Origin of the sequence: Streptomyces sp. NPDC005955 (assembly GCF_042871255.1) — a bacterium.
GTDB lineage: Bacteria > Actinomycetota > Actinomycetes > Streptomycetales > Streptomycetaceae > Streptomyces.
This window is the reverse complement of record NZ_JBIAIF010000014.1, coordinates 15,469-27,855: the sequence shown is the minus strand read 5'-3', so window position 1 is coordinate 27,855 and position 12,387 is coordinate 15,469. Positions and strand designations below refer to the sequence as shown.

Below are 12,387 nucleotides of genomic sequence, written 5' to 3'. Positions count from 1 at the left end.
GTCATCCGTCTCACATCCGGGCCCGGCCGGAACTCAGGACGACAGGCGTCCCCCGCCGCCGCCCCGCTCCTCGCACCCCGCATCGGCCGGCCCGGCCTCGGCCCGCGCCACGACCCGGGCGGGTTCCACCCCGGCGTGCAGCAGGACTTCCACCGCACGGCACTCCCGGTCGGTGGCCAGCGCGACGAACAGGTCCAGCCCGCCGGCCCGTTCGTCGCCGCGGGCCCGGGCGCGCAGCACGGCCCGGTCCATCGCGGCGGCGGCCGCCGGTGACCAGCGCGCGACCCCCACCGCACCCCGTGCGACGGGAAGCGCGCCCGAGTCCTCGACCGAGGACTGCCACTGGAGTCCGTAGCCGATGCTGCGCTGCACCAGGTACCCGAGGAGCCGGGCGGCCTGCGGACCGTCCCCGAACAGCACCCGGACCAGGGGATCCGCCTCCAGCAGCGAGTGCAACAGGTGGGCGGTGTCGACCTGGCGGTCGCCGTCACGCACGGCCCGTCGTCTCGCGCCCGCCACCACGGCGATCATCTCGACGCTGAGCAGGTCGTCGGCGGGAAGGGGCGTGGCACCGCCGGGGGCGGGCTGCTGCGGAAGGGGGAGGTGCACATCCCCACCCCATCAACCGGGCGGGGAAAGCGCATCACCAAGAGGGAGCATTTACGGGTCCGACACTGGTTGGGCATGGATGTTCCGGTTCTCCTCCTTACGGATGAGATCGTGCGATCCTCCCCTTCCGGGGCGCGCCCTCTTGCCGAGCGCGCTCCGGGCCGCCCCCGCCCGCCCCCCGAGCGGAACATGCCCTTCCGATCGGCAACCGGCACCGCCGCGGGGGCGTCCTTCAGGAGCATGGAGTGCGCGTACTGGCTCGTGACCCTGCCGTCGATCGACGGCCGTCGCTACGTGTACCGGGTCTACGCGCCCGATGACGCCCTGCCCGCGGACCTGTTCTGGGACGCCTGGCACTGCCACGACGAAGGGCCGCACCCCCGGGCGTTCGACGTGTTCGACGCGGCGGAGATCCGGCGCCCCCGCTGAACCCGCCGGCCGGGCCGAACCCGCCGCACGCCCGGCGCCCCCGCAGCGCGGGGCGAGCGGCCCGGCCGCCGCTCAGTCCTCGTCGGCGAGGATCAAGTACAGCTTCTTGCGGGCGTCGCCGATCACGGCAAGCGCCTTCTCCTGCTGCTCCTTGCTGCCCGACTTCCAGACCTGGCCGAACGCGTCCAGCAGCCCGAACCCGGCCTGCCGGACCTCGTTCAGCGCCTCCCAGTCGACCCCGCGCCCGGCCGCGTCCCAGGGCGCGTCGGGCCCTTCTTCGGCCGCCTCGCGACCGGGCCCGGTGAGGGAGAACAGCTTCTTTCCGCCCTCGGTGGCACTGCTGATCAGCCCCTCGTCCTCCAGCAGCTGCAAGGTCGGGTACACCGAACCCGGGCTGGGCTTCCACGCCCCGCCGCTGCGCTCGGCGATCTCCTGGATCATCTCGTAGCCGTGCATCGGGCGGTCCTTCAGCAGGGCCAGGATCGACGCGCGCACATCGCCGCGCCGCGCCCGTCCCGGCGCCCCGCCCCGGCCCCGCCCGCCCCAGTGCCCACCACCGGGTCCGAAGCCCGGCCCGAAGGGCCCGAAGGCGGCCCGGCGCCCGTCGAAGCCGTCCCGGCCCTGATGGCCGGGGCCGCACGGACCGTGTCCGTGTTCATGCCCATGAGTACGCATCTCGCTCACTCCATCCATCGTTGATCGATCGCGATACCTCAACGATATATCGATAACTCGTATCGAACAAGACCCGCCGCAGCGATGTCCGTTGACCTGTGCCAGCGATCGTTGATCGCCTGCCAGGTCGTTCTCTAGAAGCCGATCACCTGGAGGCTGCCTGTCGGCGAGCGTGGCGGGCTGCCAGCCGGATCCGGAGGCGCCCGCCTTCCGCACTCCGCCGTCCGGTCTGGTGGATGCGAAGTGGATGATGGTTCGGTGACGACCATGTGAAGGTCCACTTCCGCATGGACATGGACGAGGACGGCCGGCCGCCGGCAAGTGTCGAGAGCCTTTGGGCCGTAGACCTCGGCGACAGCACGGTGCGGCTGGACAACACGCCCTGGTCCGTCCGCGGAGTCGCCAGCGCTTCACGGTCGGCCAGGACACCTGGAAGCGGGCCGCGACTTCGCTGATCGGCCAGCCGTCGTCAGCGACGAGTCGAGCGGCTTTCAGCCGGTGGCGCGGAGTGAGGGCCGCGTTCGCATGCGACATTTCTGAGCTCCTGGACAGGCTGAAGGGCCGGCCATGGTGTGTGGCCGGCCCTTCAGCTTGGAGATGTGCGGGGAGGGATGGTGCAGGTCAGTCGACCGGGGAGACTCGGATGAGGTTGCCGTCAGGGTCCGTGATCACGAACGTGCGGCCGAAGACAGCATCATGCGGCTCCTGCACAACGTGGACCCCCTTCGAGGCCCACCTCGTGAAGATCTCGTCAATCGCCTGTGATGGCCCCGGCACCATGAGTCCGATCTCTGTCGTACGAGGGAGGCTCGGGACCGCGTGCTCGCTGTAGCCCGTCCACAGGGCGAACAGGACACCGGGGGCGGCTTCGAAGGCTACGTAGTGGGGACTGGTGAAGGTCGGTTCGATCTCGAACAGGTCGCTGTAGAAGGCGGTGGCGGCCTCGGCGTCGCGGACGCCGATCAGGAACAGGTTCGGTGCGGGCATGGAGTGCTCCTCAACTCGTTGATTTCTCGGTCCAGCACCCAGTGGATCAACCAATCGCGACGGAACCTGTCACCTTTTCTGAGAACATGGGTGAGCATGAAGGCTTCAAGACTCCTGCATCTCCTGCTGCTCCTGCAGACCCGTCAGCGGCTCACCACCACGGAGCTCGCCGCGCGTCTTGAGGTGTCCCGGCGGACCGTGCTGCGGGACGTCGAGGCGCTATCGAGAGCGGGCGTGCCCGTCTATGCCGAACGTGGGCGGAACGGCGGGATCGTCCTGCTCTCCAGTGCACGGCTCAGCGCATCCCATCTGGAACCACCGGAACTGGAGGCCCTGTCCGTGGCCGGCTTGGACAGCGCGCTACGTGAGCGAATGGGCCTAACTGCGGTGTGGGAGTCGGCCGAGCGCAAGATCGCCGCCCGCCAGGCTGCAGCACCTGAGTCGCCGAGCCCGCTGCGGCTGGCCGACCTTGTGCTTGTCGACAGCACCGCGTGGTTTGCTGCCCCCGAGGCAGCGGTCGAAGTATCGGATCTGGCCTCGACCCTGCGACACCGGCGACGCCTTCGAATCCTGTACCGGCGCAGCGCCGAGAGCCAGGCCTCGACACGGGTGGTCGACCCGTACGGGATCGTGGCGAAATCAGGTCGCTGGTATCTCGTCGCCGATGACCAGGGCGACAGCCGGCTGCTCGCTCTGGAACGACTGTCGGCCTTCGAACAGCTGGACGCACCAGCCGTGCTCCAACCAGGCGAAACCCTCCGCACCAGATGGGCCGTGTTGAAGAAACGCACTGAGGAGCAAGATCGCGTGAGCGTGACCATCCGCCTGCCGGAAAAGGGTCTCGACCTGGCGCGGCGCATCCTCGGCACCCGCATCCACCATGTCTCCGACGCGGAAGAAGGCTCGTGCGTCGTCGTCGTGCGCTACCCCGACATCGAGTCGGTGCGTCAGCTTCTCCAGTTCGGCGACCACATCGAGGTGCTCGCCCCTGAGACGGCCCGCGCACGCATCGGTCAGCTCGCCAGGGACCTGGCTGACAGTCACTCAACCCCCGCATCGTGATTGCCGATCAGGTCCCCTGTTCTCAATCAACGTGCCCGGTCAGTACACCTAGCCACGTTCAAAGCACGGCCCAACTTCGTCGCGGCTGCTCAGGCCAGCCACGGGACAACCGATGGCACTTACTCAAGCACCATCGCCGAGTCCGGCCGTCCTTGCGGCGGTCAATGGGTTTCTGGCACTGACCGCAGGACACCGGCCCGAAGAAGATGGATGGGTCAGCACCCCCAGACGACCATGTGCGGCAACGGCGAGCAGTAAACGGGCATGACGCCGAACGTGCGGGTGACCGCAAAGTCGGAGCCGCATCTCTTGCACTTGACGGTGTCGAGCGTCTTCCGTCGCTGTTCGGGGTCACGGCCGGTGACGGCGGCAATCCGTGCCCAAGTTGGACGGCCCCTCATCTCCGGGACGATCACCGGCTTGGCTGCCGCATGCTCCAGACGCTCGTCGAGGGTCAGCATCCGGGCATGCGGCAGCACCGAGCGGGACATCTTCAGCGCGTCGACCCAGCCCGGTCTCATCAGCTCCGGGGTGACCGTGCGGGCCAGAAGCACGCTGGCGTCGACGGACTTCGTCGTGGGCCTGAGCACCGCCGCGGCCAGTGTCCTGGTGGCGACGTCGATCATGTCTCCACAAGTCCTCCCGCCAGATCGGTCAGCAGAGCGCCGGACCACAACAGATGGAACAGCACCGGCAGAACCTGCAACCGGTCTCCGACCAGCCCGGCGCCCTCCTATTGCCCCATCGGTTCGCGGAAGGCCTCCCGGAGCCGATCCGCCACCGCCACCGGTCGGCCGCAGCGGGCCCGCCGGTATCGGGACAGCCAGCGGATGTTCGCCGCGAACACCGGCTCGGGCCGCCCGACCCACTCGAACTCCCAGCCCACGGCTCTGCAAGCATGTTGGGTCGCCTCGAACGGCCTGTCCCAGCTGGCCCCCAGCGATCACTGGCGCAGGTCAGTCCGCGTCCCGCGACCCGTCCCTGCCGCCTGGCCCGCCGCGGTCGACGGGAAAAGGCGGTGACCGAAGATCACGGGCGCGCCAGACTGGCCCGATGACCACACCGGATGCCAAGAACGACCTCCACTTCTACTTGCAGTCCGCCCGTGACGCCCTGTTGTGGAAGCTGGAAGGGCTCTCGGAGTACGACGCCCGCCGCCCGCTGACGCCGACCGGCACGAACCTCCTGGGCCTGGTGAAACACGCGGCCAGCGTGGAACTGGGCTACCTCGGCGACATCTTCGGACGACCCTCCGGAGAGCCGCTGCCCTGGCTGGACGAGGGCGCGGAGCCCAACGCGGACATGTGGGCCACCGCGGACGAGTCACGCGCGTACGTCGTGGAGCTGTACCGCCGGGCGTGGACCCACGCGGACGCGACGATCGACGCGCTGGCACTGGACACGACCGGCAGGGTGCCGTGGTGGCCCGAGGGCAGGGACGAGGTGACGCTGCACCACGCCGTGGTGCGCGTGATCGCCGATACGCACCGGCACGCCGGGCACGCCGACATCCTCCGGGAGCACCTGGACGGCGCCGTCGGGATGAACGAGGGCAACGACAGCATGCCGCCGGGCGACGCGGCGTGGTGGGAGAACCATCGGAGCCGGCTGGAGCGCGCGGCCCGGGAAGCCGACCGGAACGCCTGACGACGGAGGGGAGTTCGCCACCTCCCCCAGGCACCGAGGCGTCACGGCCGGTGGCCGGTGGCGGCGCGCCCGCCGCCCCCGCGGATCAGGGACGACGCGCCAGGAAGACGAACTCCTTCCCTGGACGGTCGGGTGCGTCGCGCACCTCGTCCACCACGAAGCCGTGGGCGAGCAGGTCCCGCTCGACCTCCGCCCGGTCCCGGAAGCGCAGGGTCGAATCCGAGGACAACACCTGTCCGTCCGCCGCGAACCCGTAGGTCCAGCGGAAGGTCACCAGGGGCAGGCTCACGTCGACCACCCGACCCCAGGTCTCGACCGCGCCGACGCCCGGGACCTCCGTCACTTCGTGGGTCTGCTCACGCGTCCACTCCTCCCAGGCGCGCCGGGACGGGTCCCGGGTCTCGAAGACCAGGCGCCCACCGGGTCGCAGTGCCTCGTGGGCCCCCCGGAGCGTCTGCTGCCACGCGTCCGGGTCGGCGACGGCCTGGGCGACGTTCCCCGTCATCGTCACGAGGTCGACCCGCAGCGCGGGGAGGTCCGTCGCGTCACCGCAGATCCAGCGCACCCGTCCGCTGCCCGGTTTGGCCCGGGCGACCTCGATGGACGCCCGGGCGGGATCGACGCCGACGACCTCGACCCCGCGGTCGGCCAGCAGCAGCGCGAACACCCCCGTGCCGCAGCCGATGTCCAGCACCCGACGCGCCTCGAACTCCGCCACGAGGTGCAGATAGGCATCCAGATCGCTGCGGTCGGCGTGCAGCGGATCGTAGATCGCGGCGAGCCGTGGATGCGCGAAGCAGTCGTCGGTCATGCGGCCGAACGTTTCACGGCCCGCCCCGGACGGCCACCGGATTTCGCCGCCCGGGGCACCGCCCCCGCGGGCCGGGCGGCGTACGCTCGGCACCGTGCCCCGCCACCCGAAGAAGCCGCGCCGTCTGGTGGCCGACGGCCGTACGTTCCTGTGGACGCTCCGCCACGGTCACCGCACGGCGGACGACGGCCGGTCCACGGACTGCCGCCAGACCCTCACGCTGTACCCGCAGCCGGCCGGCACCGGTGGCCCGCTGCGCATCGTCTTCGCGGAGGGCCCCGGCCGGTACGTCCCGGGCGGGTTCCCCCTGGGCTCCGGCGACGTGGGGCACACCCGGGGCGGCTCCCTGAACCTGCACGCACCGGGCGCCGTCCGGGCCCTGCTCGACGCGGCCTCGGCCCGCGGGTGGCGGCCGGGGCGGGCGCCGGCAGTGGAGGTCGACGGCTGGCCCCTGCTCGCCGCGGCCGTCGCACGGACCGGGACGCCTCCGGAGCGGGCGCCCGAGGGCTGAACCCCGGCCCCTGCGGTCCCGGACACCGCTGGACGGCGCACCCGGACTCCGCCACCGGAGTCAAGGAACGCGGACCGCGATGTCGAGAAACCGTGGCTGGCTCCGTCCCCGAGGTGAACGCGACCACCATGGGTCGCACCAGCACACAGGAGGCACACCATGGCCAAGTACCTGCTGCTCAAGCACTACCGAGGTGCCCCGGCTCCGGTCAACGACGTGCCCATGGACCGGTGGACCCCCCAGGAGATCTCGGCCCATGTGCAGTACATGCGCGACTTCGCGACCCGACTCGAAGGCACCGGCGAGTTCGTCGACAGTCAGGCGCTCGCCCCCGAGGGAACCTTCGTCCGGTACGACGGCGAAGGCCGGCCACCGGTCACCGACGGCCCGTTCGCCGAGACCAAGGACCTCATCGCCGGCTGGATGGTGATCGACGTCGACAGCTACGAGCGCGCCGTCGAGTTGGCCGGGGACCTGTCGGCCGCCCCCGGCGCGGGCGGGCGACCGATCCACGAGTGGCTGGAGGTGCGCCCGTTCCTGGCCCCGCACTGCCCCCCGATCACCTGAGCGGTCAGCTGACGTGGACGAGACCCTGCTCCGGAGCCTCGCCCCGAGCGTGCTCGGCATCCTGGTCCGCCGCGGAGCCGACTTCGCGGCGGCCGAGGACGCCGTGCAGGAAGCCCTGGTCGAGGCGGTCCGGGCCTGGCCCGCCGACGGTTCCCCCGGCCCCTCGCCCGAGGACTCCCCCGTGCGGGACCCGAAGGGCTGGCTGGTCACCGTCGCCTGGCGCCGGTTCCTCGACGCCACCCGCGCGGACACCGCCCGCCGCCGCCGCGAGGACCTCGTCGGCCAGGAGCCGGCGCCCGGGCCCGCACCCTCGGTCGACGACACGCTCCAGCTCTACTTCCTGTGCGCCCACCCGTCCCTGACGCCGTCGTCCGCCGTCGCCCTCACGCTGCGTGCCGTCGGCGGGCTGACCACCCGCCAGATCGCCCGGGCCCATCTGGTCCCCGAGGCGACCATGGCGCAGCGGATCAGCCGCGCCAAACGCACCGTCTCCGGAGTGCGGTTCGACCGGCCCGGCGACGTCGCCACCGTGCTGCGCGTCCTCTACCTGGTCTTCAACGAGGGCTACTCGGGCGATGTCGACCTCTCCGCCGAGGCGATCCGGCTCACCCGGCAGCTCGCGGCCCGGGTCGACCACCCCGAGGCGGCGGGACTGCTCGCCCTCATGCTGCTCCACCACGCCCGGCGGGCCGCCCGGACCGCGTCCGACGGGAGCCTGGTGCCGCTCGCCGAGCAGGACCGCGGCCGGTGGGACACCGGGGCGATCGCCGAGGGCATCGAGATCCTCACGGCCGCGCTCGCCCGCGACCGGCCGGGCGAGTTCCAGGCCCAGGCCGCCATCGCGGCGCTGCACGCCGACGCGCCCAGCACCGAGGAGACCGACTGGGTGCAGATCGTCGAGTGGTACGACGAGTTGGTGCGCCTGACCGACAGCCCGGTCGTCCGGCTCAACCGCGCGGTGGCCGTCGGCGAGGCCGAAGGGCCGCGCGCCGGTCTGGCGGCCCTCGCACCGCTGGACGACTCGCTGCCCCGCTACTGGGCGGTGGCCGCGTACCTCCACGAGTGCGACGGCGACCCGGTGACGGCGGCACGGCTCTACGTCGAGGCGGCCCGGAAGGCGTCCGACCTCGCCGAGCGCGACCACCTGACGCGCCGGGCCGCCCGCCTCAACGCCCGGGCGCGGCACTGACGACCAGCGGCGCGGACCGGCCCCACGAACCAGTCCAGTGGTCCTCCGGTGGCCTTGGCCGGTGCGGCGGCCCGCCGCCTAGAGTCCCTGACATGCGCCTGCGAATCGTCGATGCCTTCACCGACCGCCCCTTCTCGGGGAACCCCGCCGGAGTCCTCCTCTTCGGCGTGCCCGAGGAGCCCGGCGGCCCCGTCGGATCCCCCGCCGCCTTCCCCGACGACACCTGGTTGCAGCTGGTCGCCCGGGAGGTGAACCACGCCGAGACGGCGTTCGCGCACCCACTGCCGCAGGGCGGCGACGCCGACTGGGCGTTGCGCTGGTTCACGCCGACCACCGAGGTCGACATGTGCGGTCACGCCACGCTCGCCACCGCGCACGTGCTGGCCACCGCCAAGCTCGTCGACGGGCCGGTGAGGTTCCGGGCCCGCTGCGGCATCCTCACCGCCGAGCCGCACGCGGACGGCACGATCACCCTGGACTTCCCGACCGCCCCGTTGGTCCCGGTGCCCGCCCCGGACGGACTCGCCCGCGCGCTGGGCGCCGAGCCGCTGTGCGTGTACGACGCGGGACCGCAGATCGGTGACCTGGTGGTCGAGCTGACGGACGAACGGACCGTCCGCGAGCTCACGCCCGACCACCGGGCGCTCGCCGCGTTCTCGGACCGGGGCGTCATCGCCACCGCCCGGGCGGACGACCCCGGCCGGGGGCATGACTTCGTGTCGCGCTGCTTCTTCCCGCGGGTCGGCATCGACGAGGACCCGGTGACCGGGAGCGCCCACACCGCGCTCGCCCCGTTCTGGGCGCCGCGCCTCGGCCGCACCACCCTGACCGGGCTCCAGGCGTCGCCCCGCTCCGGTCTGGTGCGGGCCGAACTGCGGGGGCCGCGCACGCTCCTCACCGGCACGGCGGTGACCGTCGTCGACGGCGAGTTGCTCGCCGCGCCCCCGGGCCGCTAGGGCGTGGGCAGCCAGTCGACCTTCCCGGCGAGCAGGGCGTATCCGACGAAGGCCCCGACGTCGAGCAGGGTGTGGGCCACCACGAGCGGGCCGACCCGCCCCCACCGCCGGTAGAGGTAGACGAACACCACGCCCATCACCATGTTGCCGATGAAGCCGCCGATGCCCTGGTACAGGTGGTAGGAACCCCGGAGCACGGAACTGACGGTCATCGACGCCCAGGGCGAGAAGCCCAGCTGGTCCAACCGGCGCAGCAGATAGGCGAGGACGATGACCTCCTCCACCACGGAGTTCTGTGCCGCCGACAGGATGAGCACCGGGTACTTCCACCAGACCTCGGGCAACGCCTCGGGCACCACGGTCAGGTTGAACCCGAGACCGCGCGCCAGCAGGTAGAACGCGATGCCCGTACTGCCGATCACCGCGGCGACGGCCGCCCCGCGCCCGAGGTCGAACCACGGCCGGGTGCGGTCGAACCCCAGGGCCCGCAGGCCGGTGCCCTCCCGGATCAGCAGATGGGCGACGAGGGCCACGGGCACCAGGGCGGTGGTGATGCCGAAGAGCTGCCACGCCAGGTCCAGCCAGGGCCGCCCGGGGGCCGCCGAGGCGTTCATGGTGGCCGCCTGGTCCTTGAGCCCGCCCGGCTCGGTGACCGACCCGAGGAAGCTGATGAGCGCGGACACCCCGCTGGCGCCCAGCGAGAGGGCGAGGACGAGCAGGGTCTCGTCCCGCAGCGTCCGGCGTGAGAGCCGCTCCAGCGGCCGGGCCGGGCCGGGTCCGGCCGCCGACCCCGTTACCGTCTGCACCCTTGCCTCCAGTCGAATCGCTCCCGGGCGCGGGCTCCCCGGCCCGCCGCGGGACCCATCCTCTCCCGAGGAGGTCCACGGGCGGATCAGGGGGCGCGTCGCCCGGGGCGTCCCACCACGGCGGGCGGGTTCAGCCCGGCGGCAGGGCGGGCTGCGGCAGGCCGACCGGCCAGGTGTGGACGGGCTGCCCGGCGTGCATCAACTCGCAGTAGCGGCGGGTCGTCGCCGCCAGGGCCGCGTGGCGGTCCAGTCCGCTCTCTCGCGCCCGGTGGAAGGTGGTCGTCTGCCACGAGGCCCCGTTGACGCGCTGGCGACAACGTTCCTCGATCACCCCGAGGTAGCGGTCGCGGTCCGCGGGCTCCACCCCCCAGGCGTCCAGTCCGCCCGCGGCCAGGGGCAACAGCTCCTCCAGGACGAGGGTGACGGCCGGGATGCGCCGTACGGTGCCGTGCCGCCCCGGTCGGGGCCACTGGAGCTCGGCGTCGATCCCGTGGCGGCACGCGTCGTCGAAGTTCCTCGCCGCGGCCTCGAAGGGCAGCCGGCTCCACACCGGAACGGGGTCCTCCGCCAGGGCGCGGACGATGCCGTAGTAGAAGGCGGTGTTCGCCATGACGTCGATCACGGTCGGCCCGGCGGGCAGGACGCGGTTCTCCACCCGCAGGTGCGGCACGCCGTCGACCGTGTCGTACACGGGGCGGTTCCAGCGGTACACCGTGCCGTTGTGCAGGACGAGTTCGGCGAGCGAGGGCACCCCGCCGTCGTCGAGGACCTTGAGGGGGTCCTCCTCGTCGCAGATCGGCAGCAGCGGGGGGAAGAACCGCAGGTTCTCCTCGAAGAGGTCGTACGCGGAGTCGATCCACCGTTCGCCGAACCAGGTGCGCGGACGCACCCCCTGGGCGGCGACCTCGGGCGGACGGGTGTCGGTGGACTGTTGGAACAGCGGGGGGCGCGACTCCCGCCACAGCTCCCGACCGAACAGGAAGGGCGAGTTGGCGCCGAGGGCGATCTGCACCCCGGCGACGGCCTGAGCCGCGTTCCACACCCCGGCGAACCGGGCGGGCGTCACCTGGAGGTGCAGTTGCACCGAGGTGCAGGCGGCTTCCGGGGCAATGGAATCCGAAGTGCAGGTGAGTCGTTCGACCCCTTCGATGTCGAGTTGGAAACTCTCGCCCCGCGCCGCGACGATCTGCTCGTTGAGCAGGGTGTAACGATCGGCCGCGGAGAGGTTCGCCGGCACCAGATCGTGCTGGGCCAGGGTGGGCAGAATGCCGATCATCACAATTCCGGCATCGACTTCGTTCGCTTTCCGGTGCGCATAGGCGAGCCCCGTGCGCACTTCCTCCGCGAGCTGGTCCAGTACGCGCCCGCCGAGCCGGTGGGGCGCAATGTTCACTTCCAGATTGAACATGGCCAGTTCGGTCTGGAAATCCTGGCTGGCGATGCGTTCGAGGACTTCCGCATTCATCATGCGCGGTAGCCCGTCCGGGCCGGCCAGGTTGAGTTCGATCTCCAGGCCCATGAGGTTCTTGGGCCGGTCGAACCGCTCCTCCGCCAACAGGCGTCCGAGCCCCGCCAAGCACTGGCGGAGCTTCTCGCGGTACCGCTGTCGATCGGACAGGTCGACAACGCCCGCCACGACCTTCTCCCCCATCGCAGCGTCCCTCCTCGAAGTGGGCAGCCCACCGTCCGGCCGCTCTGTCCTGGGGGATGATGCCCAGACAGCACGATCGATAACGCCCCATGACCTGCACCCGGGCGGCTACCGTGGACATGGTCACCCAGGGGGCAGTTTCAGGGGGCAATGAACGATACGTGCGGGAATCACTGTCCGATACGGCACGCAAGCCGCCCCCGGGGACGCGGAGGCGTTACCGAATTGTGGCGTAAAACGGTGGAGAAAATCGGCCGTCCAATCTCGGAAAATATCACGAGGTCACGAAGTTGAAATCATGGCGAATGGGGAGAAAAATCCACGGTACGCCGACCGAAACGCCCCTTGCTCACCGTAATTCGATCAGCTAGGCGAATCATCAAACGAGCGCCTGTCGTATAAACTCCGCTACAGAGGCAGAGAGTTGGCGCTCGCGGCCCCGTCCCCCCGGCCGCCTCGCCCCCTCTGACCCCACGCGCTGACAGCG

The 12,387-nt window shown here is 71.3% G+C and carries 13 protein-coding genes and 2 pseudogenes; 7 read left to right on the top strand and 8 right to left on the bottom strand.

Going from position 1 to position 12,387, the window contains the following annotated elements; genetic code table 11:
- Positions 1-33: 33 nt before the first annotated feature.
- The gene (locus ACFYOU_RS27280; protein WP_391309194.1) at positions 34-609 is read right to left on the bottom strand and encodes a Clp protease N-terminal domain-containing protein; all 576 of its coding nucleotides are present in this window, start codon (positions 607-609) and stop codon (positions 34-36) included.
- A gap of 240 nt (positions 610-849) precedes the next feature.
- Between ACFYOU_RS27280 and ACFYOU_RS27275 the strand changes: the two genes are divergently transcribed.
- On the top strand, positions 850-1,038 hold the full coding sequence (locus ACFYOU_RS27275; protein ID WP_391309451.1) for a hypothetical protein: 189 nt from the start codon (positions 850-852) through the stop codon (positions 1,036-1,038).
- A gap of 72 nt (positions 1,039-1,110) precedes the next feature.
- Here the strand turns inward: ACFYOU_RS27275 and ACFYOU_RS27270 are convergent, their stop codons facing one another.
- The 3 genes and pseudogenes from ACFYOU_RS27270 to ACFYOU_RS27260 form a co-directional block, all read right to left on the bottom strand.
- Positions 1,111-1,713 carry a helix-turn-helix transcriptional regulator gene (locus ACFYOU_RS27270; RefSeq protein WP_391309450.1) on the bottom strand — a complete coding sequence of 201 codons (603 nt, stop codon included), beginning with the start codon at positions 1,711-1,713 and terminating at the stop codon, positions 1,111-1,113.
- A gap of 402 nt (positions 1,714-2,115) precedes the next feature.
- Positions 2,116-2,247, bottom strand: a pseudogene (locus ACFYOU_RS27265) (helix-turn-helix domain-containing protein); the annotation flags it as partial.
- An 87-nt stretch (positions 2,248-2,334) separates the two neighbouring features.
- Positions 2,335-2,700 (bottom strand): VOC family protein, encoded by a 366-nt coding sequence (locus ACFYOU_RS27260; RefSeq protein WP_046929261.1) that lies wholly within the window; start codon positions 2,698-2,700, stop codon positions 2,335-2,337.
- 96 nt (positions 2,701-2,796) lie between these two features.
- Between ACFYOU_RS27260 and ACFYOU_RS27255 the strand changes: the two genes are divergently transcribed.
- Positions 2,797-3,762: a WYL domain-containing protein gene (locus ACFYOU_RS27255; RefSeq protein WP_391309448.1), complete on the top strand. Its 966-nt coding sequence runs from the start codon at positions 2,797-2,799 to the stop codon at positions 3,760-3,762.
- A gap of 398 nt (positions 3,763-4,160) precedes the next feature.
- On the opposite strand, the pseudogene ACFYOU_RS27250 reads toward ACFYOU_RS27255, so the two are convergent.
- A pseudogene (locus ACFYOU_RS27250) lies at positions 4,161-4,388 on the bottom strand (integrase); the annotation flags it as partial.
- Positions 4,389-4,815: 427 nt separating this feature from the next.
- On the opposite strand from ACFYOU_RS27250, the gene ACFYOU_RS27245 reads away from it, so the two are divergent.
- Positions 4,816-5,409: a DUF664 domain-containing protein gene (locus ACFYOU_RS27245; RefSeq protein WP_391309192.1), complete on the top strand. Its 594-nt coding sequence runs from the start codon at positions 4,816-4,818 to the stop codon at positions 5,407-5,409.
- A gap of 85 nt (positions 5,410-5,494) precedes the next feature.
- Here the strand turns inward: ACFYOU_RS27245 and ACFYOU_RS27240 are convergent, their stop codons facing one another.
- Positions 5,495-6,220: a methyltransferase domain-containing protein gene (locus ACFYOU_RS27240; protein WP_391309190.1), complete on the bottom strand. Its 726-nt coding sequence runs from the start codon at positions 6,218-6,220 to the stop codon at positions 5,495-5,497.
- A gap of 94 nt (positions 6,221-6,314) precedes the next feature.
- On the opposite strand from ACFYOU_RS27240, the gene ACFYOU_RS27235 reads away from it, so the two are divergent.
- The 4 genes from ACFYOU_RS27235 to ACFYOU_RS27220 all read left to right on the top strand — a co-directional run bounded on the left by ACFYOU_RS27235 (position 6,315) and on the right by ACFYOU_RS27220 (position 9,443).
- Positions 6,315-6,731, top strand: a complete 417-nt coding sequence (locus ACFYOU_RS27235; RefSeq protein ID WP_391309189.1) for a hypothetical protein — start codon at positions 6,315-6,317, stop codon at positions 6,729-6,731.
- 159 nt (positions 6,732-6,890) lie between these two features.
- Positions 6,891-7,298, top strand: a complete 408-nt coding sequence (locus ACFYOU_RS27230) for a YciI family protein (protein WP_385494763.1) — start codon at positions 6,891-6,893, stop codon at positions 7,296-7,298.
- 13 nt (positions 7,299-7,311) lie between these two features.
- The gene (locus ACFYOU_RS27225) at positions 7,312-8,487 is read left to right on the top strand and encodes a DUF6596 domain-containing protein (protein ID WP_391309187.1); all 1,176 of its coding nucleotides are present in this window, start codon (positions 7,312-7,314) and stop codon (positions 8,485-8,487) included.
- Between the two features lie 92 nt (positions 8,488-8,579).
- Positions 8,580-9,443, top strand: coding sequence for a PhzF family phenazine biosynthesis isomerase (locus tag ACFYOU_RS27220; protein ID WP_391309185.1), 864 nt, complete (start codon positions 8,580-8,582; stop codon positions 9,441-9,443).
- Here the strand turns inward: ACFYOU_RS27220 and ACFYOU_RS27215 are convergent.
- Together ACFYOU_RS27215 and ACFYOU_RS27210 are read right to left on the bottom strand one after the other, a co-directional pair.
- Complete coding sequence (locus tag ACFYOU_RS27215; protein ID WP_391309183.1) at positions 9,440-10,249, bottom strand: type II CAAX prenyl endopeptidase Rce1 family protein; 810 nt, start codon at positions 10,247-10,249, stop codon at positions 9,440-9,442. The genes ACFYOU_RS27220 and ACFYOU_RS27215 overlap by 4 nt on opposite strands.
- 130 nt (positions 10,250-10,379) lie before the next feature.
- Complete coding sequence (locus tag ACFYOU_RS27210) at positions 10,380-11,900, bottom strand: glutamate-cysteine ligase family protein (RefSeq protein WP_391309181.1); 1,521 nt, start codon at positions 11,898-11,900, stop codon at positions 10,380-10,382.
- Between the last annotated feature and the right edge of the window lie 487 nt (positions 11,901-12,387).